This is a genomic window from Corallococcus sp. NCSPR001, from assembly GCF_017309135.1.
GTDB lineage: Bacteria > Myxococcota > Myxococcia > Myxococcales > Myxococcaceae > Corallococcus.
Map to the genome: position 1 here is coordinate 1,399,589 of NZ_JAFIMS010000002.1, position 23,031 is coordinate 1,422,619.

19 protein-coding genes and 1 riboswitch are annotated in these 23,031 nt (G+C 71.8%); of the genes, 12 read left to right on the top strand and 7 right to left on the bottom strand.

Annotated elements, in window-relative coordinates; genetic code table 11:
- The first annotated feature begins 24 nt into the window (after positions 1 to 24).
- The 7 genes from JYJ93_RS07855 to JYJ93_RS07885 all read left to right on the top strand — a co-directional run bounded on the left by JYJ93_RS07855 (position 25) and on the right by JYJ93_RS07885 (position 10,528).
- Positions 25 to 1,449, top strand: coding sequence for a hypothetical protein (locus JYJ93_RS07855; RefSeq protein WP_206787644.1), 1,425 nt, complete (start codon positions 25 to 27; stop codon positions 1,447 to 1,449).
- An 8-nt stretch (positions 1,450 to 1,457) separates the two neighbouring features.
- The gene (locus JYJ93_RS07860) at positions 1,458 to 2,120 is read left to right on the top strand and encodes a cell surface protein (RefSeq protein ID WP_206787645.1); all 663 of its coding nucleotides are present in this window, start codon (positions 1,458 to 1,460) and stop codon (positions 2,118 to 2,120) included.
- Between the two features lie 144 nt (positions 2,121 to 2,264).
- On the top strand, positions 2,265 to 2,582 hold the full coding sequence (locus JYJ93_RS07865) for a hypothetical protein (RefSeq protein ID WP_206787647.1): 318 nt from the start codon (positions 2,265 to 2,267) through the stop codon (positions 2,580 to 2,582).
- Between the two features lie 19 nt (positions 2,583 to 2,601).
- A riboswitch (cobalamin riboswitch) is annotated at positions 2,602 to 2,762 on the top strand.
- Between the two features lie 169 nt (positions 2,763 to 2,931).
- The gene (locus JYJ93_RS07870) at positions 2,932 to 4,248 is read left to right on the top strand and encodes a hypothetical protein (RefSeq protein WP_206787648.1); all 1,317 of its coding nucleotides are present in this window, start codon (positions 2,932 to 2,934) and stop codon (positions 4,246 to 4,248) included.
- Positions 4,248 to 5,021 (top strand): cell surface protein, encoded by a 774-nt coding sequence (locus tag JYJ93_RS07875; RefSeq protein ID WP_206787649.1) that lies wholly within the window; start codon positions 4,248 to 4,250, stop codon positions 5,019 to 5,021. The genes JYJ93_RS07870 and JYJ93_RS07875 overlap by 1 nt, the downstream gene beginning before the upstream one ends.
- A gap of 202 nt (positions 5,022 to 5,223) precedes the next feature.
- Complete coding sequence (locus tag JYJ93_RS07880) at positions 5,224 to 6,918, top strand: FHA domain-containing protein (RefSeq protein ID WP_206800184.1); 1,695 nt, start codon at positions 5,224 to 5,226, stop codon at positions 6,916 to 6,918.
- Between the two features lie 85 nt (positions 6,919 to 7,003).
- The gene (locus tag JYJ93_RS07885) at positions 7,004 to 10,528 is read left to right on the top strand and encodes a serine/threonine-protein kinase (RefSeq protein WP_206787650.1); all 3,525 of its coding nucleotides are present in this window, start codon (positions 7,004 to 7,006) and stop codon (positions 10,526 to 10,528) included.
- A 34-nt stretch (positions 10,529 to 10,562) separates the two neighbouring features.
- Here JYJ93_RS07885 and JYJ93_RS07890 read toward each other — a convergent pair whose 3' ends face one another.
- On the bottom strand, positions 10,563 to 11,042 hold the full coding sequence (locus JYJ93_RS07890) for a hypothetical protein (protein ID WP_206787651.1): 480 nt from the start codon (positions 11,040 to 11,042) through the stop codon (positions 10,563 to 10,565).
- Between the two features lie 213 nt (positions 11,043 to 11,255).
- Here JYJ93_RS07890 and JYJ93_RS07895 point away from each other — a divergent pair, with 213 nt between their 5' ends.
- Positions 11,256 to 13,475 (top strand): ferrichrome ABC transporter permease, encoded by a 2,220-nt coding sequence (locus JYJ93_RS07895; RefSeq protein WP_206800186.1) that lies wholly within the window; start codon positions 11,256 to 11,258, stop codon positions 13,473 to 13,475.
- On the opposite strand, the gene JYJ93_RS07900 is transcribed toward JYJ93_RS07895, so the two are convergent.
- The 3 genes from JYJ93_RS07900 to JYJ93_RS07910 all read right to left on the bottom strand — a co-directional run bounded on the left by JYJ93_RS07900 (position 13,472) and on the right by JYJ93_RS07910 (position 16,182).
- Positions 13,472 to 14,242: a YoaK family protein gene (locus JYJ93_RS07900; protein ID WP_206787652.1), complete on the bottom strand. Its 771-nt coding sequence runs from the start codon at positions 14,240 to 14,242 to the stop codon at positions 13,472 to 13,474. The two genes, JYJ93_RS07895 and JYJ93_RS07900, sit on opposite strands and share 4 nt — an antisense overlap.
- 21 nt (positions 14,243 to 14,263) lie before the next feature.
- A complete protein-coding gene (locus JYJ93_RS07905; RefSeq protein ID WP_206787653.1) occupies positions 14,264 to 14,614 on the bottom strand; it encodes a histidine triad nucleotide-binding protein in 351 nt (116 codons plus the stop codon).
- Positions 14,615 to 14,676: 62 nt separating this feature from the next.
- Positions 14,677 to 16,182 (bottom strand): hypothetical protein, encoded by a 1,506-nt coding sequence (locus JYJ93_RS07910; protein WP_347402694.1) that lies wholly within the window; start codon positions 16,180 to 16,182, stop codon positions 14,677 to 14,679.
- 48 nt (positions 16,183 to 16,230) lie between these two features.
- Here JYJ93_RS07910 and hprK point away from each other — a divergent pair, with 48 nt between their 5' ends.
- Entirely contained in the window at positions 16,231 to 17,196 is a 966-nt protein-coding gene (gene hprK, locus JYJ93_RS07915) for an HPr(Ser) kinase/phosphatase (RefSeq protein WP_206787654.1), read from the top strand.
- Positions 17,193 to 18,056: an RNase adapter RapZ gene (gene rapZ / locus JYJ93_RS07920; protein WP_206787655.1), complete on the top strand. Its 864-nt coding sequence runs from the start codon at positions 17,193 to 17,195 to the stop codon at positions 18,054 to 18,056. The genes hprK and rapZ overlap by 4 nt, the downstream gene beginning before the upstream one ends.
- Positions 18,057 to 18,077: 21 nt before the next feature.
- On the opposite strand, the gene JYJ93_RS07925 is transcribed toward rapZ, so the two are convergent.
- Positions 18,078 to 18,920, bottom strand: coding sequence for a DUF1629 domain-containing protein (locus tag JYJ93_RS07925; RefSeq protein WP_206787656.1), 843 nt, complete (start codon positions 18,918 to 18,920; stop codon positions 18,078 to 18,080).
- A 168-nt stretch (positions 18,921 to 19,088) separates the two neighbouring features.
- Between JYJ93_RS07925 and JYJ93_RS07930 the strand changes: the two genes are divergently transcribed.
- The gene (locus JYJ93_RS07930) at positions 19,089 to 20,231 is read left to right on the top strand and encodes an ATPase, T2SS/T4P/T4SS family (RefSeq protein WP_206787658.1); all 1,143 of its coding nucleotides are present in this window, start codon (positions 19,089 to 19,091) and stop codon (positions 20,229 to 20,231) included.
- Positions 20,232 to 20,250: 19 nt separating this feature from the next.
- Complete coding sequence (locus JYJ93_RS07935; RefSeq protein WP_206787659.1) at positions 20,251 to 20,670, top strand: hypothetical protein; 420 nt, start codon at positions 20,251 to 20,253, stop codon at positions 20,668 to 20,670.
- A 23-nt stretch (positions 20,671 to 20,693) separates the two neighbouring features.
- Here JYJ93_RS07935 and JYJ93_RS07940 read toward each other — a convergent pair whose 3' ends face one another.
- Together JYJ93_RS07940 and JYJ93_RS07945 are read right to left on the bottom strand one after the other, a co-directional pair.
- On the bottom strand, positions 20,694 to 21,518 hold the full coding sequence (locus JYJ93_RS07940; RefSeq protein ID WP_206787660.1) for a class I SAM-dependent methyltransferase: 825 nt from the start codon (positions 21,516 to 21,518) through the stop codon (positions 20,694 to 20,696).
- Between the two features lie 10 nt (positions 21,519 to 21,528).
- A complete protein-coding gene (locus JYJ93_RS07945; RefSeq protein ID WP_206787661.1) occupies positions 21,529 to 22,920 on the bottom strand; it encodes a general secretion pathway protein GspE in 1,392 nt (463 codons plus the stop codon).
- Positions 22,921 to 23,031 lie beyond the last annotated feature (111 nt).

Sequence of the window (23,031 nt, forward strand, 5' to 3'; positions counted from 1 at the left end):
GGCGATGCAAGGGAGCAGTCGCGGATGAAGACAGAGCGGATGATGACGGGGCGGGGACTCCAGGGCTTCGCGTGGGTGCTGACGAGCCTCGCGATGGCGCTGACCAGCACGGGTTGCGGCGATGAGTGCGTCGATGACTTCGACTGCCGCGACCAGGGCGCCGCCCCCGCGGGACAGCGCTACACCTGCGTCGAGAGCAAATGCGAGCTGACGTCCGTCTCCGTGCCGGATGCAGGCACGGAGACCGATGCTGGCACGAGCACCGATGCCGGTACGGACACCGACGCGGGTACAAGCACCGACGCCGGTACGACCATCGACGCAGGCACGGAGACGGATGCCGGTACGGAGACGGATGCCGGTACAGAGACCGATGCTGGTACAACCACCGACGCAGGCACGGAGACGGACGCGGGCACGGACACCGACGCGGGCTCGGATCCGTGCGAAGTCGCGACCTACGACCCGAAGCTGGGCACGCTCCAGCTCCAGACGGGCTTCGTGGCCGGTGAGGCCGCATCGCTTCCCACGGCCGCGGGTCCGGTGGGCGTGACGCCTGGCCCCACGTACTCGCTCTACACGGTGGTGTCGGACGGCTACGCCGGCCCGCATGCGCTGTACTCGCTGGGCACGTGGCCGCAGGTGTCGCTGGGCGCGGCGCCGCTGTTCGACGTGGCCGCTCCCGCCGACCGGGGCCCCTCCGCGTCGCTCTTCCTCAGCCCCTTCGTGGAGACGGATGGCCAGCACGTCCTCACCGGCTACACGAAGTCCGGCGCGGGCTTCCCGGGCTCCGTGGGCGTGTATGACGTCTCCTCGCCCGCGAACTCCACCTACGTCTCCGCGCCGAGCAACTTCTCCGCGGGCGTCGTGCCGGGCGCGTTCCTCATCAACGGCGGAGGGCTCGACACGGTGTCGGCCGGTCTGGCCGTCTACGCGTTGAAGACGGACAGCTCGCCGTTCACCTCGCTGAAGGTGGGCACGCTCCCCCCGGAGACGGGCGGCAGCGGCTTCACCGCCGTGTCCACCCACGGCGTCGCGATGATTGGCTACTTCTCCGACGACACCTTCCTCAACGAGGGCCGCGCGGTGGCCCCGGCGGCCATCACCGAAGCGCTCAGGTCCGGCACTCCGTTCGTCGTGGCGGATGCGCCCTTGCTCGACGTGGGCTCCAACTTCGTCGCCGCCTCGGGTCACGGCGAGGGCGTGTCCGTGCTCCGCGGTGACTACGTCCCGCCCGACTACAACTTCGCCGGCACGGACGTCTCGCGCTTCGCCTTCACCGTGACGGAGGCCGGTGAGACCGTGACCGTTGGCGCCCGTCAGCCGGTCCTCGTCTACGTGAATCAGTGCACGCGCGTGACCGGGATGACCGCCATCGGTTCGGACCTGCTCGTCGGCGTCGATGACAAGAACGGCGCGCGCCTGGTCCGCATCCAGCAGGCTCCGTGAGCACGCCCATGAAGAAGACCTTCGCGCTGGGCTTCACCGCGCTCCTCTCCGTGGCTTGCGGCGGCGAGGACTGGCAGGACTCCCTCCAGGGCCAGCCGCTGGTGGGGGATCCGTTCGCGGACCGCATCGTGTCGTTCTCTCCGGGCTCGGGCGCCGGATTCGGTCAGGCCCAGCTGCCGGGCATCGTGCTGGGCGCTCCGCGGGGGGATGGCGCGTCGTCGGGCTCGCTGGACGTGCTGTCGCTCGGACGCAACGGCGTCATCGTGCTGGAGTTCACGGACATCGCCGTCACGGACGGGCCAGGCGTGGACCTGCTCGTCTTCGAGAACGCGTTCATCAAGCCCAGCGGCAAGCCGTTCGCGGAGACGGGCGTGGTGGCCGTCAGCGACGACGGCATCATCTGGCACGAGTTCCCCTGCGCCTCCTCCGACGTGGCGAACAACTACCCGGGCTGCGCGGGCGTCACGCCCGTGTACTCACACCCCTCCAACGGCATCCCGGCCACCGACCCGGCCGTGGCGGGCGGGGACGGCTTCGACCTGGCGGACGTGGGCCTCACGCGCGCCCGCTTCGTGCGCATCCGCGATTCGGGCGCCAACGGCTACGCGGGCACCAGCGGCGGCTTCGACCTGGATGCCGTCGCGGTGGTGAACGGCGTGCAGTTGCCGTAGCCGCGCCGCGAGCGCCGGAGCCGTTCTCCAGCGGACGGTCCCGGCGGTCTCGCGCGTTCATACGGCGAGTCCGGGCCGCACGAGGCTTCCGGGGTGGGGGTGGCGGCATTAGATGCCCGTTGTCCCTCCCCCGGATGTGCCTTCATGAAACGTCGTTCCGCATCACTCCTCGTGCTGCTCGGCATGGCCGCTCCACTCCTCGTGCCCTCGGAGGTCTGGGCGCAGACGTCCTCCCGCACGCGTGCCGCGCCACCGAAGGTAGCGCCTCCGCCGCCAGCGCCTCCGCCGGCACCGGCGTACGAGTACACCTTCGTCAAGCGAGAGGGCCCGGACGAGGACCTCGCGGAGCTCCAGCGCCTGGGGGCGGAGGGCTGGCGCGTGGTGTCCACCGTCGTCGTGGACGGCAGCACGCGGCGCTACGTGTTGATGCGCGAGCGACGCGCTGAACTCGCGCCGCATTGACTTTGCTCCTGGGTCGCCATAGTCCCGCCCCGTCATCGATGCCTTCACGCCATGGGGCGTGAGGGCTTCCAGGGAACCCGGTGTGAGTCCGGGACTGCCCCGCAGCGGTAAGCAGGAACAGCGTTCGCACGAACACCGTTTCAGCGAGTCCGAAGACCTGGCGAAGACCCGGCGTCCTCCGCGTGGAGGGCCCGGCGACAGACCGGAACCTCCGCGGGGAGCTGACGGCGAAGGCAGGCCTCCAGGGTGCGACGCGCACCTGGAGGTCCGGTGCCTTCCGTCCGCGAAAGCCTCCCGCCAGGGCAATGCCTTCCGCCTTTCGTGCGGGAAGGCCAGGAGCGAGGACGCGATGCGGACCGACATGAAGCGGATGGGCACGAAGGGCCAGCGCGCGGCGCTGATGGGCGCCCTGCTGGCGGTGGTGCTGGGCGGCACGGGCTGCGGCGACGATGAGTGCGTGGACGCCTTCGACTGCCGCGACAAGGGCGCCGCCCCGGCGGGCCAGGCCTGGGCCTGCGTCGAGGAGAAGTGCACCCAGGTCGTCGTCGACATCGAAGAGGACGACGCGGGCACCGGCACGGACGCGGGCACGGAGGCCGACGCGGGCACCGGCACCGACGCGGGCACGGAGACCGATGGTGGCACCGACACGGATGGCGGCACGGTCGCCTGCGCCCCGCTGCCTCGCGAGCAGGTGCTGGGCACGCTCCAGCTCCAGGCGGGCTTCAGCGTCGCGGAGTCCGCGGACCTGTCCACGGAGGTGCTCGCGGTGGTGTCCACGCCCGGCCCCACGCATTCGCTCTTCGGGTTGCGCGAGACGGCCACGGGCCGCGATGTCTTCGCGCTGGGCACCTGGCCGGACGTGGCGCTGGGGAGCGCGGCGATCGACACGGTGATCGCGCCCGCGGATCGCTCCAACCCGACCGCCACCTTCCCGTCCTACTACCTGGCTTATGACGGCACGCGCCTGCTCGCGGGCTACACGAAGAGCGGCTTCCCCGCGCCGGGCTCCGTCGCGGTGGTGGATGCGTCCGGGCGCGACGCGACGGCCTACCTCAACGCTCCGTCCAACTACACCGCCGCGGGCACCACGGACGCGTTCTTCGTCAACGGCGGCGGCCTGGACACCGTGTCGGGAGACCTGGGCATCTACGCGCTGGTGACCTCCGCCAAGCCCTACGTCGCCGTGAAGGTGGTGGACTTCCCGGCGCAGGTGGGCGCCAGCGGCTTCACCGCCGTCGCGGACAACGGCATCTCGGTGTTCGGCTACGCGGAGGCGGACACGTACGTGAACGTGGCGCACGCCGTGTCCAACGCGAAGCTGGGCGAGGCGCTGGCCAATCGCACGCCGGTGGTTCTCACGAACGAGCCGAAGGTGGACGTGGGCTCTGACTTCAACAACGCCGCGAGCTTCGGCAACGGCGTGGCGGTGGTGCGCGGTGCCTACGGCGCCGCGGGCTTCGGCGTCACGGACGTGTCGCGCTTCTCGCTCACGCCCGGCCTGGGCGGCGGCCAGCCCATCAGCGTGGGCACGCGCACGGCGGTGCTCAACGCCGCGGACGCGTGCACGAATGTGGACCTGCTGTCGTCGCTGGGCGCGGACCTGCTCGTGGGAGTGAAGGACGTCAACGGCCGCCGCCTCGTGCGCATCCGGCAGGGCCAGTGATGAAGCGCCCGCTGCTCGCGCTCGGCGCGCTGCTGGCCCTGGGCGCGTGCACGGGCGAGTCCGAGCCCGGACCGCTTCCGGGGGAGGAACTCGTGGATGCCGGCATCCAGACGGATGCCGGTGTCCCCGATGCAGGCACGGAGGCCGATGCGGGGACGGACGCCGATGCCGGTGTCGACGCGGGCTCGCGGCCGGTGGATCCGTTCGCGGACCGCGTGACGGCGTACGCGTTCGGCGACTCGGCCGGCTTCGGGCAGGACCGCTTCCCGGACATCGTGCTCGGGCCTCCGGTGGGGGCGGGGCAGAACACCGGCTCGCTCGACGTGCTGTCGCTGGGGCGGGGCGGCTCCATCACTTTGGAGTTCACCGACCTGTTCGCGGTGGACGGCCCGGGCGTGGACCTGCTCGTGTTCGAGAACGCCTTCCAGAAGTTCGGCGGCGACATCTTCGCGGAGACGGCCCAGGTGTCCGTCAGCGACGACGGCGTCACCTGGTTCGACTTCCCGTGCGACGCCACCGACAAGGACGGCGGCTACCCGGGCTGTGCCGGCACGCACCCGGTGCACTCGGCACCGGACAACGGCGTGTCCCCCACCGACCCGGCCGTGGCGGGCGGGGACGGCTTCGACCTGGCGGACGTGGGCCTTCCCCGCGCGCGCTTCGTGCGCCTCACCGACACGGGGCTCAACAGCTACGGCGGCACGTCCGGCGGCTTCGACCTGGACGCGCTGTCGGTGGTGAACGGCCAGCTCCCCGACGGCGGTGTGCCCTGAGCACAATTCCGCACGCTGCGCGTGGGTGATTTCCGCTTCATCCACCGCCCCAGGTGAACTCCGACCCCGGCATCGGGGTGGAGCCCCCCGGGTATGACGCGACGCGGGAGGGCTGCCGGGGCCTCGGCTGGACGCCCGTCTTCCACGGGAAAGCGTCTCGGACTCTCGGAAGATTGGGAGGTCGTGTAATGTCTTGCGCCCGATGTGGCAGATCATCATCAACGGGCCCGGCTACTTCGACACGTCGTACGACCTGCCGGAGGGCGTCACCAGCCTCGGCCGTGCGGACGAGAACGACATCGTGCTGGGCGGCGACCTGGTGTCGCGCCGGCACGCGCGGCTCTACGTCGAAGGTGACGTGCTGCGCATCGAGGACCTGGGCAGCCGCAATGGCAGCCGGGTGAACGGCTCGCCGCTCCAGGGCAGCAAGCACCTGAACGCGGGCGACACCGTGGTGCTGGGGGAGAACACCCTGGCGGTGCGCCAGCCGCACACGGTGGAGAACGCCGCAACGGAGATGATGGACCTGGGCGCGGGCGGCGTCGTGCGCTTCGGGCACGGCACGGACGTGGGCCCCTCCGTGCTCCTGGCCAAGAACGTCAGGGACGCGGACGTGCTGCGCCTCCTGGACAACGTGGGGCCGCTGCCGTTCGACGATGCGTTCTCCGGTCCCTCGCCCGTGCCCGCGGGCTCCGCCGTCGCCAGCCCGCGCGTGTCGTACGAGACGCTGGTGCTGCTGGTGCACGCCGCGGAGGCGCTGGCCACCGCGCGCACGCTGACCGCGTTCCTGGAGTCCGCGATGGACCGGCTCCTGGAGCGCACCGACGCCACCACGGCGGTGGTGCTGCTCAAGCACGCCACCGGGCCGCTGGTGCCCGCGGCGGTGCGCCACCGGGGTCGGTTGGCCAAGGGCGAAGTGCCCGTGTCGGACGCCATCGTGGACGAGGCCATCCGCCAGGGCCGCGCCATCGCCGTGGGCGACGTGAAGGACGACCGCCGCTTCGCCGGACGCGAGAGCGTCATCATGTACGGCGTGGACCGGGTGCTGTGCATCCCCGTCGGCACCGAGCCGCCCTTCGCGGGCGTGCTCTACGTCAACGTGCCCGGCGGGGGCGACACCAGCCTGGAGCTGATGCTGGACGCGTGCACCGCGGTGGCCCACCTGGTGGCCAGCGGCGTGCAGCGCTTCGCCGTGCGCGACGGCTCCAGCACGGACCGGATGCGGCGCAACCTGGAGCGCTACCACTCGCCGGAGGTGGCCGAGCGCCGCGCCGCCGAGGCCCAGCGCACGGGCGGCAGGCTGCCGGGCCTGGAGGAGAAGAACCTCACCGTGCTGCACGCGGAGCTGGCGGACTTCGGCGGCGTCGTCAGCCGGCTGGGCGCGGCGCGGGCCACGCAGCTGCTCAACGACTTCCACGCGCGCATGAGCGGCATCGTCTTCAGCTTCGAGGCCACCGTCGAAGGCTTCCTGGGCGAGTCCATGCGCGCCCTCTTCGGCGTGCCCTACGCCAAGGGCGACGACGCGGTGCGCGCGGTGAGGGCGGCGCTGGCCCTGCGCGCGGACTGGGAGCGGGGCATGGCCCGCAGGCCCCAGGACGAGCGGTGCGACCTGCGGATCGCGCTGCACTCCACCAAGGCGCTGGTGGGGATGATCGGCACCGAGGCCCGCACGGAGTACAGCGCCGTGGGAGAGGGCATGGGGGTGGCGGGCTGGCTGGCCTCCACCGCGGCGCCCGGCCAGGTGCTGATGACCGGCAAGCTGCTGGCGGCCACCGGGGCCCGCTTCGACGTGATGCCCCTGGGCGAGCGGGTGGTGCGGCCCCCCCGCGACAAGGTCGCGGTTTTCGAGGTGATTGAAGAGGACATGGGCATGCTGACCAACCCCGGTATCCGGTGAGGCGGCCGGCGCGGCCGGTTGACGGGTTGAAGCGGGCCCCCTGCCCGGGGTTCAATGCGGTTTCCGTGGTGGACCCCCGCACCGCATGAACTCTTCGACCCAGCCCGCCCGATTGCGTCCCTTCCGGCCGCAGCCCTTCGGCCGGTACACGCTCCTGTCGCACCTGGCCACCGGCGGCATGGGGGAGATCTACCTCGCCCGCCTGGAGGGCGCGCAGGGCTTCGAGAAGCTGTGCGTCATCAAGAAGATCCTCCCGCAGTTCGCGGAGGACCAGGACTTCGTCGACCGCTTCGTCGGTGAGGCGCGCACGCTGGTGCGGCTGGGGCACGGCTCCATCGCGCAGGTGCTGGACATGGGCGTGCACGAGGGCGAGGCCTACATGGCCCTCGAGTACGTGGACGGCAAGGACCTGCGCAAGGTGGCCGCGCGCGTGCGCGACCGGCAGACGCCGCTGCCGCTCACCTTCGTGCTGTACGTGATGGGCCGGGTGCTGGACGCGCTGGCGTACGCGCACCGCAAGCGGGACGAGGAAGAGAAGGAGCTGAAGCTCGTCCACCGGGACATCTCGCCGCAGAACATCCTCATCTCCTACGAGGGGGAGGTGAAGGTCATCGACTTCGGCCTGGCCAAGAGCCGGCTGTCGGCGGCGAAGACGAACCCCAGCATCATCCTGGGCAAGTTCCTCTACATGTCGCCCGAGCAGGCCCGGCACCAGCCGGTGGACCGCCGCAGCGACCTGTACGCGGTGGGCCTGTGCCTCTACGAGCTCATCTCCGGCAAGAACCCCTTCGACGCGCTGCCGCCGGGCGAACTGATGTCCGCGGTGGCGAACCCGAAGGTGGCGCCGCTCGGTGAGGTGGAGCCGCTGACGCCGCCGGCGGTGTCGCAGCTGGTGGCGAAGGCGCTGGCGGTGGATCCGGCCCAGCGCTTCCAGAACGCGGAGGACTTCCGGGGGCGCCTGCAGGCGTGCCTGATGGAGATCGACACCAGCGCGGGCCCGGAGAGCGTCAGCAAGTTCATGCGCGACCTGTTCTCCGCGGACTACCAGTCCGAGCGCCGTCTGCTGACGTCCCTGCGCGAGGTGTCGCGCGACGTGCGAGGCAGCGGTACGTACGAGGCGCTGGCCCCCGCGCCGCGCCCGGCGATGCAGGCGCCCCCGCTGCCGCCCAAGACCATCCGCCTGGATGGTCCGGTGGAGCCGCTGTCCTTCCACCCCACGCCCCGGAGCCGCGAGGACGGCGGCGGCGCGCGCGACGACGGTGAGACGCGCCCCGGCGTGATGGTGGACGAGTCCACGCGCCCCGCGTTCCCGGTGGAGGCGCTGGAGGAGGCGGCCCGCGCGAAGATGCGGCCCAGCCCCGCGTCGTCGGAGCCGTCGCCCACGGTGGAGGTCCGCCAGGACGCGATGGACCGGCCCACCATCCTCGAGGGCCTGCCCGCCATCCGGTTGCCCTCGGACCGCGCCGCGGAGGAGCAGGCCCCGGCGCTCGGCGAGCCCACCGCGCCCCGCGCGGACGCGTTGCCGGGCTCCGAGTCGCAGGGCGAGCCCACCGCGCCGCGCGCCCCGTCGCTGCCGTACGCGGAGCCAGGGCTGCCGTCGCGCGACGCGCCTCCGGTGCCGGACGTGCCGGTGTCGCGGCCGTTCGCGGACGCGGGAGGGCGGGGGGCTTCGCTGCCCTTCTCCGATTCGGTGGGCCCGCGGGGCGTGCCGCCTCCTCCGATGGCGCCGGTTGCCGCCGCGCGGACCGCGGAGGGGCCCGTGCCCTTCGTGCCGGTGGATGCGTCGCGGCCGGTGGCGCCTCCGCCGATGCCTTCCTTCGACTCCGGGGCGGGGCGGTTCGAATCGGCGGGGGAGTCGCTGCCGTTCATGGAGCCGCCGCCTCCGCCGGACGGCCCGTTCGCGGATGACGAGGAGCTTCCGGAGAGCCCGTTTCCGTGGCCGGAGCCCCTCCCGGAAGGAGGCCGCTCCGCGGGCGCCGAGCTTCGCGCCGCGGAGGTGCGCATCCCGGAAGGCCAGCGCCCCACCGCCGCGATGCCGTCCCTGGCGTCGGCGCGGCCTGGCGTCACGACGCCGTCGAACGGCAGCCGTCCCGCGGCGCCGCCCGCGTTCGATGCGGCTCGCGCCTTGGAGCCCCTGCCGGCCTACGAGCCGGTGCGAGCGTCGGAGCCGTTGCGTGGCTTCGATTCGCCCCGCGCCGCCGAGCCCGCGCGTGCCGTGGAGGCCCGCATCCCGGAAGGTCAGCGCCCCACGGCCGCGATGCCGTCCCTGTCGTCCTCGCGCCCTGGCGTGACGACGCCGTCGAATGGCAGCCGTCCGGCGCCGGTGCCGCTGCCGTCGTACGCGGCGCCCACCATCCAGGTGCCCTCCATCCAACCCAGCGCCTCGCGCTCCTTCGAAGCCGAAGAGGACTCCGAGCCGCTCGATGCGGGCCCGGCTCCCCGGCCCACGATGCAGGACACGCGGCCGTCGGAGGACCTGGTCTCGGTGGATGCCCGCGCGCTGGAGGCGGACTCCAGCGTGCCGTACATCTCCGCGGAGCCAGACGACGCCCCGGCCGCGCGCGAGGGTGACGCGGACACGCACCCGCGCATCCCCATGCCCCGGGCCTCGCGCCGTGAGGAGCCCCAGGCCCGCGTGATGCTGGACGAGTCGCTGCTGCGCGAGACCTCCTCGTCCACGGGCAAGCGTGAGGCCGACACCGGCCCCACCGCTCCGGCCCGCGGAAAAACGGGGTCCCGGCGCGCCGTGCGCGGTTCGTCGCCGAGCACGCCGCCCCCGCGCTCCAGCACCGCGTCGAGCATGCGCGCCGTCGCCCGCGCCCCCGCGCCCGCCGTGGAGCCGGACGAGTCGTCCACCTCGCGCACGTCGCGCGACGACTCGACCCGGCGCAAGGCCATACCGGTGCGGCCGGAGCCCGCGGAGCCGCCGCGTGCCTCACGCCGCGAGCCCGCGCCGGTCCGCAAGGGTGGGGCGCTGCGCTCCGCGCTGGTGTTCCTGCTGCTGATGGTCGTCGCGCTGGGCATCGTCGGCGCGGGGCTCTACTTCGTCCCCGAGCTGCGCGTGGCCGCGGGCCTGGAGCAGTCGCGGACGTCGACGCCGCCTCCGCCCACCCCGGTGCAGCAGATTCCCATCCCGCCCGGGCCTCCCCAGGGCCGTCCGCCCGCGCCTTCCGCAACCACGGACACGCCTCCTGCCCAGAACGTGGCCGCGGAGCCCGCGCAGGCCCCCACCGAGCCGGATGCCACGGACACCAACGAGCTGGCGGACGACCTGCTCGGCCCGGGTTCGTCGGCGGAGGGCGCTGCCGCCCCCACTCCCGCGGCGAAGAAGGCGGCGCCGGCACGCCCCGCCAAGCGCCCCGCGCCAGCGCGTGCGCCCGCCAAGGAGAGCACCCTGCCTCCGGAGCTGGAGAAGGAATGGGCGCAGACGAAGACGCTCTTCCGGTCGCTCAAGAACAACCATGGCTGCGAGGCCATGTCGATGCAGTGCACCCTCTTCGACAAGCTGGCGGACGACTTCATCGTGGGCGGCAGTGAGACGCCGACCCTCAAGCAGGTGAAGGACCTGCACGAACAGTTGAGGAACGTGAAGCGCCGCCAGGACTTCTAGGCGTCCGCGAGGACGCCCTCGTCAGGGGCGTGCCTCAGCGCCGCGTGCCCGCGTCCATCATCTCCATGCCCGCGTCGCGTCCGGAGCCTCCCGTGCCCGCGTCCATGCCCCCGGAGCCCCCGGTGCCCGCGTCGAGCCCGGAGCCACCGGTGCCCTGCGAAGGCGCCGCGCTCCGGTAGCTCTCCGCGAGCCCCGTGCCCAGCTCCCCGCTGCCGCCCACCCGCTGGCCCGCGCCGGTGTTCCCCTCCAGCCGGTTGGGAGCCGCGGTGCCGCCGCCCAGCGAGCCGCGGCTGTCGCTGTTGTAGGGCTTGCCGCCGCCCTCCTCGCTGGAGGTGTCGCGCAGCGGGCTGCCCGCGCTTTCGCCGGCCGGTTCCGCGCGGGAGCGGTGCTGGAGCTGGACGGGGTCCTGGAACCCTCGCGTCTCGTCCGGGGGCGACTCCTTGCCGCAACCCCAGCCTCCCAGAGCGCCGCCCACCAGCAGTCCCAGTCCCACCGCGCGCTTGAAGCCCGTCATGATTTCCCCCTCGGGCGCGAGGAAGTCCGCGCCTGTCCGTCCGGGAAGTTAGGGCGGCTGTCCCATGGGGCCACCCACCCACCCCGACGGATGCCCGCCTGGCCGCTCGCCGGGCTCCGGGACGTGCCCGTGTTGACAAGACTGTCGCCCTGGCGGGAAACACCCAGAGCGCGGGAACCCTACGCCGTGCGTCTCCCCCACCCCAGAGGCCGCATGGTGCGCTACGCGCTCGCCATCTTCACCAGCGCCTTCCTGCTCTTCGGCGTCCAGCCGCTGGCGGGCCGCTACGCCCTGCCGTGGTACGGCGGCACGCCCGCGGTGTGGACCGCGTGCATGCTGTTCTTCCAGGCCGTGCTGCTCGCGGGCTACGCCTACGCGCACGCGGTGGCCTCCCGGCTGCGCCCGCGCGCGCAGGCCGCCCTGCACCTGGGCCTGCTGGTGGTGGCGCTGGCGGCGCTCGCGGCGAGGGCCTCCTGGACGGGCTCTCCGCTGGCGCCAGGGGACGGCTGGCGCCCCGTGGACGACCACCTGCCCGTGCTCCGGTTGATGCGGATGCTGGCCGCGACGCTGGGCCTGCCCTTCTTCGTGCTCAGCACCACCGGCCCGCTCCTCCAGTCGTGGTTCGCCCGCGCGCGGCCGGAGCGCTCGCCCTACGTGCTCTACGCGCTCTCCAACGCGGGCTCGCTGCTGGCGCTCCTGGGCTACCCGTTCCTGGTGGAGCCCTGGGTGGGCCGGAGCGCCCAGGCATGGGGCTGGGCCGTGGGCTTCGTCCTCTTCGTCCTCTGCGTCCTCGCCTGTGCGCGCGACCTGCTGCGCCGCGCCCCGGAGCCCTCCGCCACGTCGCCGTCCCCGGGCGCGGAGGTTCGCTCCGAGGCTTCCCCCGTGTCGGCATCCCAGCGTCCGGGCGTGGGGCTCACGCTGACGTGGCTGGCGCTGAGCACGTGCGCGTCGGTGTTGCTGCTGGCCACGACGAACAAGCTCTCCCAGGACGTGGCGGCGGGCCCCTTCCTGTGGGTGATGCCGCTGGCGGTGTACCTCATCACCTTCATCCTGGCCTTCTCGCGCGAGTCCTTCTACGCGCGCACGCCGTACTCGGTGGGGCTCATCGCCTCCGTGGTGCTGGTGACGTACGCGCACAAGGAGGGCCCCGCGCTGGGCCTGGGGTGGCAGGTGCTCTTCCACGCGTCCGCGCTCTTCACGGGCGCCATGGTGTGCCACGGCGAGCTGTACCGCCGCCGTCCGGCGCCGCGCTACCTGAGCGCCTTCTACCTCTGGGTGTCCGTGGGCGGCGTGCTGGGCGGCGTGTTCGTCAACCTCATCGCGCCCGCCATCTTCACCTCCTACTGGGAGCACCCGCTGGCGCTGGCCGCGTGCTGCGCGGTGGCCTTCGCGGGGCTGATGCGCAAGCCGAAGGAGGAGACGGTGGTGGCGCGCACGCAGCGCCTCTTCCGCGGGGCGCTGCTGGTGGGCGTGGCGGTGCACCTGCCGGTGCTCGTCCTCACGGACCTGGGGCGCGTGCGCTTCGCCGCGCGCAACTTCTTCGGCGTGGTGCGCGTGCTGGAGCTGTTTCCGGACGACCCCCGGCAGCATCAGTATGTCCTGCGCCACGGCGCCATCACCCACGGCTGGCAGTACATCCCCCCGGAGCGCCGCGGCCTCCCCACGGCGTACTACACGCAGGACGCTGGCCTGGGGCTCGCGCTCGCGGAGCAGCGCCGGTCGCGTCAGGCGCTGGGGCTGCCCACCGGCCTGCGCGTGGGCATGCTGGGGCTGGGCGTGGGCAACAGCGCCACGCTGATGGCCGCCGGGGACGACGTGCGCTTCTACGAAATCAACCCCGACATCATCGGCCTCGCCAGGGGCCAGGGGGGCTTCTTCAGCACGCTGACGGACACGCCCGCGCACGTGGAGGTCGTCGAGGGCGACGCGCGCATCTCCCTGGAGAAGGAGCTGGAGCAGGGCTCGCGCCAGTTCGACGTGCTGGCGCTGGACGTCTTCAGCTCGGACGCCATCCCGGTGCACCTGCTGACGAAGGAGGCGGTGGCGCTCTATCTCCAGCACCTGGCGCCGCGCGGCGTGCTGGCGCTGCACATCAGCAACCAGCACCTGGACCTGGTGCCCATCAGCCTGGCGCACGCGCGGGCCGCCGGACTGTCCGCGGCGCTCGTCGTGCGGGACAGCGACGGTGACGCGGTGGCCAGCTCGTGGATGCTGCTGAGCCCGGACCCGGAGTTCGTCTGGGGCTCCACCTTCAGCCAGGGCAAGGCGCGCGTGCGCCGGCTGGTGCTGCGCGGCGAGCCGGAATACGTCTGGACGGACGAGCGCAGCAGCGTGCTCCAGGCGCTTCGCCCCAGGGCCCAGGGCCTCGCCGCGGCGAATCCGAACGTCATGGACGTACCCACGCGGGCCGTGGTCCAGCCCGCGTCACCCTAGCGGCCCGGCGCGGTGGAGGACGGCGTGGGCTTGACGGCCAGCCGCGCGTCCAGGGCGGCCAGCGCGCCCAGCACCGCGCACGGCAGCACCAGCGTCACGGCCCCGTGGCGCAGGAACAGGTAGGGGCCCAGCGTGCAGCCCACGAGGAACGCCAGCACCAGGCCCAGGTGCAGCCGCGTGCGCTCGAACTCCACGGCGGAGGGCAGGCGCCGCACGCGGTGCCACAGCCCCTGCGCGTTCTCCCCGCGGAGGCCGTCGCGCACCCACGCCAGCATCTGCACCAACTGGATGCCGATGTCCGTGAGCATCCCCGTCACGTGCGTGGTGCGCACCACCGCGCCGGACACCCGCGTGACGAGCGCGTTCTGCAGCCCCATGGCGAAGGCGAAGCCCCAGAGCAGCTCCGGCGCGCGCGTGTCCGGCCCGGACGCGAGGCCCACGCCCACGCCCCCCAGCACGAGCACCTCCACCCCCAGCGCGGCCACGTGACGGCCCCGCTCGCGGTGCCGCGAGGCGTCCAGCAGCACCGTGGCGCAGAAGGCCCCGGCGACGAACACCGCCATCAGCTGCGCGGGCAGCCGCGCCGTCTCCCAGCGGCCCTGGGCCAGGGACTCGCCCAGCGTGGCCATGTTCCCGGACATGTGGGACGCGTGCGCGCCCAGCGCCACGAACCCCATGGCGTTGACCGCGCCGGCCACGGACGCCAGCAGCACGGCGAGCAGGGAGTAGGCGCGGCGGGACCGGGGCGACGACTGGGCGCTGAACATGACGGGCGAACCGGAGGCAGGTTAGCCCGGCGGCCAGTGCAGGGTGCGGCCCGCGAGCAGGTGCAGGTGGATGTGGAACACCGTCTGGCCCGCGTCGCGCTGGGTGTTCATCACCACGCGGTAGCCCGTGTCCGCGTGGCCCCGCTCGCGCGCCAGCTTCGCCGCGCCGACGTAGAGGCTGCCCACCAGCTCCCGGTCCTCCGCCGTGACGTCGTTCACCGTGGGGATGTGCTTGCGCGGGATGAACAGCACGTGGGTGGGGGCCTGGGGGTTGATGTCCTCGAAGGCCAGGCAGTTTTCGTCCTGGTAGACGACCTTCGCCGGGATGAGGCCATCGCGAATCTTGCAGAAGAGGCAGTCGGATTCGGGCATGGCCGTGGCTTACCAACCCGGCGGGGGGGCCGGAAGGGTCTTCCGCGTCCCAACTGTCCCGCTCAGGGCAGTCGCCACGAGTAGCCGGGGTCCGGCGCGCAGTCCGCCACGGGCAGCTTCACCAGCGCCAGCGGGCCGTCCTGGATGAGCAGCGTGCCCGCGCCCTCGAAGCCCGCCCGGGTGATGACGTGGCTGAAGCGGCGGGAGTCCCGCCCGGGGCCATTGTGGGGATACAGCGGCACCTTCCGGTGGAAGTAGCTGTAGCCCCCCGTCCACGCCAGGTGCACCGCCTCCACCTTGAGTCCACACACGTCGTCGCGCCGGCCCGCCGCCTCCAGCAGCCGGTTGACGTGGCCCTGGTCGTCCCAGGCGCTGTCCCTGGGGCGCACGCGTTCGTACTGGCCCACGTCCCCGAAGGTGAGCGCCCCCGCGCCCGCGCCGGACAACAGCGCCCCCGCCACCACCGCCAACGTGGCGGTGGCCCTCGCCGGAGTGCCGCGCAGTACCCGCATGCAGGAGTCCAGCCCCACGCCCGCGAGCGCCGCGAACAGGGGCAGCACCGGCACCAGGAAGCGCAGCTCCTTGTGCGGTTGAACCGCGTGCAAGAGGAAGAAGGCCGCGGCCAGGAGGGACAACCCCCACGCCCGGGGCACGGCCAGCACCGCCAGCGCGGCCGTGAGGACGGTCAGCACCGGCATCGCCGTGCGCAGGACGCGCGGGTAGTACTCGAAGGGCTCCGTGCCCCACTGGGCCGCCTTGCCCTGCACCACGTTGAAGTCCAGGTAGACGATGGCCGAGTGGAACCACCGCCCCCAGGTGAGCCTGTCCAAAAGGCCAAAGGCCAGCGCCCACCCGGACAGCACCGCCAGCGCCACGCCCGCCTGCCGCCACTGGCGCCGGCAGAGGAGCACCGCCACCAGCCCCACGCAGAAGACGCCGTTCTGAAGCCGCAGCAGCACCGCCAGCCCCAAGAGGGACGCTCCGGTGATGAGCGCGCGCCGGGACGCGGCCTTGGGCAGCGCCAGGGCCAGGCCCAGCACCACCGGCAGCACGGAGGCGTTCTCGCTCATGGCCCGGGGCGCGAAGTACAGCGGCACCGACGCCAGGGCGAACAGGGCGGCCCCGCCGGAGGCCGCCAGGGTGGAGGCCCCGGACGCGCGGGCCAGCCGCCACGTGGCCCACGCCGTCGCCGTGCCCACCAGGGCGAAGAAGCCCTTCACCCACGCCAGGTAGCCCGCCGGGTCCGTCAGCCCCACCCACCGCCCCAGCCCCAGCACCCCCGCCACCAGCGCCGGCAGGGCCCAGTTCCGGGCCCCCTGGACGAACTCCCAGGCGACCAGCCCGTAGCCGTAGACCAGGCGGTGGGCGGGCTCCAGGCTCTGGTAGACCTCGTCCGGCCAGTAGATGCCGTCGTCGTGGAGCGCCCGGTACAGGCGGAAGGCCGCGCCCAGGACGAGCACGCCCCCCAGCAGGAGCAGGCCCAGCCGGCGCTCGAAGGGGGCTTCGCCTGGAGTTCCGGCGCCGCCCCCGGGGGCGGCTGTAGGGGAGGCGGGGGGGACGGCGGACACGGTGCGGTTCACCTCCGGAGGCCGGTGGGTGATATCCAGGTCCCGACGATGAAATCCATTCGCATCTCCCAGCTCCTCGAGGACCAGGGCCACGACCTGCGGCTGACCCTGATGGCGGGCACCCAGGGGCTGGCTCGCACGGTGGACTCCTCGCGCATCCAGAAGCCGGGCCTGGCGCTGGCGGGCTTCACCGAGCACCTCCACCCGCACCGCGTCCAGGTCTTCGGCAACACCGAAATCTCCTACCTGGCCACCCTGCCGGAGGACGCGCAGCACGCGTCCCTGGCCAAACTCTTCAGCGAAGAGGACCTGGCGTGCGTGGTGGTCACCAAGGCGCTGGACGTGCCGCGTGCACTGGTGGACGCCTGCGAGGCGGCGGGCCTGTCGCTGATGAAGACGCCGCTGCTCTCCAGCGAGTTCATCCAGCGGGTGCAGAGCTTCCTGGAGGACGCGCTCACGGAGTCCAGCAGCCTGCACGGCGTGCTGATGGACGTCTTCGGCGTGGGCATCCTGCTCTTGGGCAAGAGCGGCATCGGCAAGAGTGAAATCGCCCTGGACCTGGTGATGCGCGGCCACCGGCTGGTGGCGGACGACATCGTGGACGTCACCCGGCGCAAGGGGGCCGTCTACGGCGCGGGCAATCCGGTCATCAAGCACCACATGGAGATTCGCGGACTGGGCATCATCAACATCAAGGACCTCTTCGGAGTGTCCGCCGTCCGGGAACAGAAGAAGATTGAGCTTGTGATTGAACTGCAGGAATGGGATCCGCACCAGGAGTACGACCGGCTGGGCGTGGAGGACAAGCACCTGCAGATCGTTGGCGTGGACATCCCCCTGTCGGTCGTCCCGGTGCGTCCTGGACGCAACATGGCCACCATCGTGGAGGTGGCCGCGCGCAACCAGTTGTTGAAGCTTCAGGGCCACCATTCGGCGCGAGAGTTCGCCGAGCGACTCAATCGAGCCATCGCCCAGGGGGCGATGCGCCGCACCTTGGGAGAAGAGGTCGAGTGACCGCCCCCGCGAAGCAGATCATCATCATCACCGGCATGTCAGGTTCCGGTAAGTCCACCGCCATCCGCGCGCTGGAGGACGCCGGTTTCTTCTGCATCGACAACCTGCCGGTGCTCCTGTTGCCCAAGCTCACGGAGCTCGCGGGCGGCGGCAACATCGAGCGCATGGCGCTGGTCATCGACGCGCGCGAGGGCGTCTTCCTCAAGGACGCGCCGCGCGTGCTCGCGGAGGTGCGCCGCGCGGGCCACCAGGTGGACGTGCTCTTCCTGGACGCCAGCGACGACAGCCTCATGCGCCGCTTCAGCGAGACGCGCCGCCGCCACCCGCTGGCCCCGGATGGCACGGTGGCCGAGGGCATCCACCGGGAGCGCGAGGCGCTGAAGGACCTGCGGGAGCTGGCGGACCAGGTCATCGACTCGTCGGCGCTCAACGTGCACGACCTGAAGCGCATGGTGCAGGGGCGCTTCAGCCCGGAGCCCACGACGGGGCCCAGCCTGTCCATCATGTCCTTCGGCTACCGGTACGGCGTGCCGCCGCAGGCGGACCTGGTGTTCGACGTGCGCTTCCTGCCGAACCCGTACTTCGTGCCGGAGCTCAAGGGGCTCACGGGCAAGAACCCGAAGGTGTCCGGGTACGTGCTGGAGCGCGAGGAGACGCAGGCGTTCCTGGAGAAGGTCGTGGACCTCTGCCGGTTCCTGTTCCCGCGCTACCAGAAGGAGGGCAAGGCGTACCTCACGGTGGCGCTGGGGTGCACGGGCGGCAAGCACCGCTCGGTGGCGCTGGCGGCGGAGATGGTGCGCCGGCTGTCCACGGACTACGGCCGCGTGCAGTTGTGGGACCGGGACATCGAGAAGGAGTAGCCCGGCCCGGCTCCGGAGCCTTCAGTGCCGGGTGTCGGTGACGGGCGTGAAGCGCGCGCCCGTGACGCCCTCCTTCTCCAGGGCCTCCTTCACGACCTCGGAGACGACGAGGGTGACGGGCCAGCCCCAGGGGCGGAACACGCGGGCGCGGCCCACCTGGGCGGGGTCGATTCGCAGGCCCCGGACGGAGCGGTACTGGCCCACGCGCGAGGGGACGCCGTCGCCGGGGCCATAGCGGTGGAGCTCCAGGCAGGCGGGTTCATCCACGCAGCGGATGAGGCGCGTGGCGACGACGAGGAAGTACGGCTCCGGCTGTCCCTCGATGTCCACGGGGATGAGCTGCACGTCCTCCGGCGCCAGGCGCGCGAACACGGCGGCGACGCGCGGGTGCACCACGGGGGTGAGGCCGGCGCCAGCGAGGCTGAAGTCCAGCGGGGCGGCCCTTTGCTCATTGGGGATGTGGAGGGGCCCGGGCGGATTGACGGGGCGCCCGGCGGTGAACATCCACACGTCGCCCACCTCCTTGTCCTCCAGGTCCAGCGGGTCACCGGGCTCCCAGCGGCCGGGGGCGCGGAAGTCGTCGTGCAGGTCGTAGAAACGCGGATGCGTGACGCCGGCGCGGCGGGCCGTCTTGCGGTTGCTGACGTGCGGGGCGGCCCCGTGCGCGACGATGCGGACGGCCTGGCGGCGCGGGCGGCTGGTGCGGACCGGAGGCGAGGTCTCCTCCGCGACCGACGCGCGCGAGCGCCGGGGCGAGGCGACGGTGGGTTCGGTACCGCCGGGCAGACTCTGCCGGTCCGGGGGGCTGCTTTCGGAGGGGCGGTGCCACAGCCGTCGCAGCGCGTTGGTGAGACGCCTGAACATCAAGCGATGTTACCCAAGCGCCCGCTGGAGGGGAGCCCCTCCTGTGAGCTTCCTCGCCCGTTCTCAAGGCAGGCCGGCAGCCGTACCGGTTTTCAAGGAGGAGAAGGCTTCCCGGGGACCGTTTCCCCCGTGGCCGGGCCGCGACGGGCCATGCCATGGTCCGCGCCCATGACGACGCTGAGCCCGGAGTCCGAAGCCCCCGCCACGCCGGAAGCCGTGTTCGCCAGCCTGCTCCAGAAGCTGGGCGAAGCAGGCCGGGCGCCGTCCGGAGCGGCCGCATCGCCGAGGACGCCGGAGGCATTGGCCGCGGCCCTCTTCGACATCGCGGGCAGGGCAGGAGCGGCGATGTTCTCCGTCTGGGCGGCGGATGACACGGACAGCGTCGTGGACGAGGACGACGGCGACGAAGCCCGAGCGGAGACGGGCGGCCGGGTGATCAACGCGGGCATCACGCTGTTCTTCATCGAGAAGGACACGCCGGGCACGGTGGGCTTGCTGGGCGCGGAGCGGGTGCCGGTGCGTCAGCCCATGGCATACGAGCTGTACCGGCCGCTGGGGAAGGCGCTGACGGAGTACGCGAAGCGGGGCGCGGATCCGGTGATGCCGGACCGGGGCCATGTGGCCTTCCCGGTGGGCGCGGTGGATCCAGACCTCGAGTTCCGCGTGTCGTTCCGCGAAGACGCACTGGGTACCTGGACCACGGCGCTGGCGAGGGACCGGGAGACGCGCCAAGCGTACCCGAGCATCACCAGTCTCCCGCTCTCCGCGGAAGCGGCGGTGTTCCTCAAGGGGCTCTTCAACCGCCTGGACAAGACGCTGTTCAACGGCCAGGTGGTGCTGCTCACGGGAGCCTCCAACACGGGCCGCAGCACGACCCTGCGCGCCGTGATGGACGCGCTGCCGGACAACGTGCACGCGCTGGCGGCGGTGGAGGAGCCGAAGGGCGGACCCGGTGGAGCGATTGGCGTCGTGAAGGTGGGAGGGGAGCTGAAGCTGGTGCAGGCGCTGCGTTCATTCCTGCGGCAGGACCCGGACCTCGTCTTCGCGGACGAGGTGCGCACGCTGGAGGACATGCGGATGCTCTGCACCGCGTCGCAGACAGGACACGCCACGGTCTGCGTCCTGGAAGCGAAGACCCCCGAGGAGGGCTACGCCTGGCTGACGGAGGCCATGCCTGGGACTCCCGTCCACTCGCTCATCGTGCATCACACGCGCGACGCGGCGGGGGCTCTCGCGATGACGCTCCACGAGACGAAGCCCACGGAGGACGGCGACACGCTGCACGTCGTTCCGTGGACGCCGGCCGCGTGAGCCGGGTTGGGACCGCGCCATGCCAATGCCGCCGCACAAAGTGGGGATCGTGGTGGATCCGGGCTTCGGAGACCGGGTGGCTGAGCTGGCTCGCGTCTTCCACGTATGGGTCGTTGAGTCGCGCGAGAACACTCCCGTCATCCAAGGCATCTGGAAGAGCGGCCTGGTGGAAGCGGCAGCCGATCCTCTTGCGGTGGGCGTCACGTCATTCGCCACGTTCGAGGGAGAATCTCTTGAGGAGATGTGCGCCAGGATCGCCGATGACGTGAACGTGCACCATGGTGAGTTCGCACATGATCCCCCGTGGTCCGAAATCGAGGTCTTCGGGGGCAAGCTGACTTCAATCTTGCGGCACGTCTTCGAGGAACTCGGAGCAACGGCCTTTACTCCCACTCAGGAGGGGTTCGTCTGTCGGCGGTCGTTGCCGAGCGGCCCCTGAGCACCCGGACCTCCATCTGATGCTCAGGGCGTCCGGATCGCGGTCAGCTGCCGCATGCCCCACCGCAGCGGAACGCTGCCATCCGAGCGCCGCAGCGGCTCCACGGCCTGAGTAAACGAGGCCTTGAGCGACGCCTGGGCCGCCGGGGACAGGCGGTCCGCGTCATACGTCGTGAGCAGCGACTCCCAGACCTCGCTCGGCGAGCCATCGCCCTGCACGGAGAGGGACCGCACCGTGACGTCCACGAAGCCCTTTGCGAAGAGTGTCCGCAGTCCGTCCGCGGAGCGGACCCGAGCGTCGCCAAGCCGCGTGGGAGGAACCGCCGCCGCGTTCTTCATGAATCCGGCGAACACCTCCAACGCATTGCCCGACACCAGGTCTCCACCCACGACGATGGACACCCGTCCACCCGGCTTCAGCACGCGCCGCAGCTCCGCGAGCACGGTCTCCACATCGTCCATCAGCATGAGCGCCAGGTGGCTCAACACGACATCGACGCTGGCATCTCCGAACGGAAGCGACTGCGCCCGTCCCTGGAACAGTGTCGCAGCGCCATTCAGTCGAGTTCGCGCCGCAACAAGCTCGTGCTCACTCATATCGAGCCCCAGCAAATACAGCCCGGGCTGCTTCCTCCGAGCGAGCAACTCCAGCAGATACCCATCCCCACAAGCCAGGTCGAGCACCGCCAGTGGCCGCGCATCGAGAGGCACGACCGCCTCCAGCAGCGCATAGGTCGAAGGCGCTGTCTCTCCATCCCACCGCACGGGCGCCTGTCCGAACCACTTCGAAGTCACGCCCGCGAGGCGCGCGTGGAAGTCCAGCAGGTACGACTCGGAAGGGGAGGGCATGTGGACCTCTTCAACGCCGGGGCTTCTTCTGTCCCGCGTTCGTGGCTTCGGCGTTGAGCGCCAGCACGGAGTACAGGTTCATTGTGTAGACGCTGTTCTCCGGCTCCAGGTCCGAGGCCTTCTGGAAGAACGCACTGGCGCGTTCGTAGTCGCGCTGGTGGTTCAGGAGGATCATCCCCATGCGGTTGTAGAGCGGCGCGGGCTTCGGCAACAGCCCGATGCTGCGCTCCAGCAGGTCCAGCGCCTCCGCCAGCTTCCCCGCCTGCTCCAGCCGCACCACTCGCTGGAGCACCTCCTCCTGCGCGTCCTCCTTCCGGGCCACCGGAGCCGGCGCCACCGGAGGCGGCTTCGACGTCAGCGCCGAGGCCAGCGACACCGAAGGCATCGGCGCCTGTGTCTTGGCTCCCGGAGCACGGGCCACCGCCTTCGCGGCCGAAGGCACGGTCTTCGGCTCACTCCGCCCGAACGCGGGCACGCCATCCCCCGTGAACGCCACCTCCGCCGACGCCAGCGTGCCCACCAGCTTCGTCACGCCGCGCTCCGACAGCGACTCGAACACCGCGCGCAGCTCCAGCTCCGTCACCTTCGTGATGAGCGCCATGTCCGACAGCGCCGTGCGCCCGTCCACGAACGACAGCACGTACGCCTCGAATGGGCTCAGCGGCCGGTTCACCAGGTCCAGCCCCGCCACGATGACCGGCCGCACCGGCGGCCCCTTCGCCTGCGCCTGGAACGTCACCACCCGCGTCGCCTCCTGCTGCGGCGGACGGGGCACGCCGCGCGCTCCCGTCTGCTCCGGGCTCGTGAGCAGCGCGCGCACCAGCGACACGTTGTCCCGGGGCGGCAGGTCCTCCACGCTCCTCACGAGCAGCAGCTCGCAGCGCGCGCACTGGAAGTCCCCCGGCTTGCACGACGCGCCACAGTGCGGACACGCCAGGTCCTCCGGCGGGTGCTCGAAGGCGTGCGCGTCCGCGTAGTAGTGCTTGCGGATGGCCGCGCGGATGGACCTGCGCACCGCCACGAACGGCAGCACCTGCGCCACGCCCACCGTCTTCGCGATCTCCTCCAACGCCCGCTGCCGCTGCGGCTCGGAGATGGCCACATACAGCGCGTCCTGCACCAGCCGCAGCGGCATGAAGTCGAAGCCCTCCGCCAGCCGCACCGGCACCTTCTCCAGGAGCGCCGCGTCCACCTTCGCCTGCGCCAGCTTCTCCGTGGACACGAAGCGCGTCTTCAGCTCCTGCGCGAGCAGCCGCAACACCGGCGTCTCGTCCACGCCCAGCCGCACCAGGCACTCGCCCAGCTTCAGCCCCGTCTCCTTCTGCCGCGCGAGCGCCCGGGACAGCACCTCCGGCGTCAGCACTCCATCCAGGATCAACTGCTCCCCGAGCTTGCGCGTCATGCCCCGATTCAAGGACGCCCGGGCCCACCCCGTCCACCGGCATCCACGCCACCTACACCCCTTTCCCGCACTCCCTGTTGCGAACGTGTATAGATGACACTAAGATGGTGT

What these genes read in the sequence shown, in the direction of transcription:
- JYJ93_RS07935 (WP_206787659.1), top strand. Translation starts at nt 20,251, where the DNA reads ATGCCAATGCCGCCGCACAAAGTGGGGATCGTGGTGGATCCGGGCTTC.
- JYJ93_RS07880 (WP_206800184.1), top strand. Translation starts at nt 5,224, where the DNA reads ATGTGGCAGATCATCATCAACGGGCCCGGCTACTTCGACACGTCGTAC.
- JYJ93_RS07900 (WP_206787652.1), bottom strand. Translation starts at nt 14,242, where the DNA reads ATGTTCAGCGCCCAGTCGTCGCCCCGGTCCCGCCGCGCCTACTCCCTG.
- JYJ93_RS07870 (WP_206787648.1), top strand. Translation starts at nt 2,932, where the DNA reads ATGCGGACCGACATGAAGCGGATGGGCACGAAGGGCCAGCGCGCGGCG.
- JYJ93_RS07875 (WP_206787649.1), top strand. Translation starts at nt 4,248, where the DNA reads ATGAAGCGCCCGCTGCTCGCGCTCGGCGCGCTGCTGGCCCTGGGCGCG.
- JYJ93_RS07895 (WP_206800186.1), top strand. Translation starts at nt 11,256, where the DNA reads ATGGTGCGCTACGCGCTCGCCATCTTCACCAGCGCCTTCCTGCTCTTC.
- hprK (WP_206787654.1), top strand. Translation starts at nt 16,231, where the DNA reads ATGAAATCCATTCGCATCTCCCAGCTCCTCGAGGACCAGGGCCACGAC.
- JYJ93_RS07885 (WP_206787650.1), top strand. Translation starts at nt 7,004, where the DNA reads ATGAACTCTTCGACCCAGCCCGCCCGATTGCGTCCCTTCCGGCCGCAG.
- JYJ93_RS07940 (WP_206787660.1), bottom strand. Translation starts at nt 21,518, where the DNA reads ATGCCCTCCCCTTCCGAGTCGTACCTGCTGGACTTCCACGCGCGCCTC.
- JYJ93_RS07925 (WP_206787656.1), bottom strand. Translation starts at nt 18,920, where the DNA reads ATGTTCAGGCGTCTCACCAACGCGCTGCGACGGCTGTGGCACCGCCCC.
- JYJ93_RS07860 (WP_206787645.1), top strand. Translation starts at nt 1,458, where the DNA reads ATGAAGAAGACCTTCGCGCTGGGCTTCACCGCGCTCCTCTCCGTGGCT.
- JYJ93_RS07855 (WP_206787644.1), top strand. Translation starts at nt 25, where the DNA reads ATGAAGACAGAGCGGATGATGACGGGGCGGGGACTCCAGGGCTTCGCG.
- JYJ93_RS07890 (WP_206787651.1), bottom strand. Translation starts at nt 11,042, where the DNA reads ATGACGGGCTTCAAGCGCGCGGTGGGACTGGGACTGCTGGTGGGCGGC.
- JYJ93_RS07905 (WP_206787653.1), bottom strand. Translation starts at nt 14,614, where the DNA reads ATGCCCGAATCCGACTGCCTCTTCTGCAAGATTCGCGATGGCCTCATC.
- JYJ93_RS07945 (WP_206787661.1), bottom strand. Translation starts at nt 22,920, where the DNA reads ATGACGCGCAAGCTCGGGGAGCAGTTGATCCTGGATGGAGTGCTGACG.
- JYJ93_RS07865 (WP_206787647.1), top strand. Translation starts at nt 2,265, where the DNA reads ATGAAACGTCGTTCCGCATCACTCCTCGTGCTGCTCGGCATGGCCGCT.
- JYJ93_RS07930 (WP_206787658.1), top strand. Translation starts at nt 19,089, where the DNA reads ATGACGACGCTGAGCCCGGAGTCCGAAGCCCCCGCCACGCCGGAAGCC.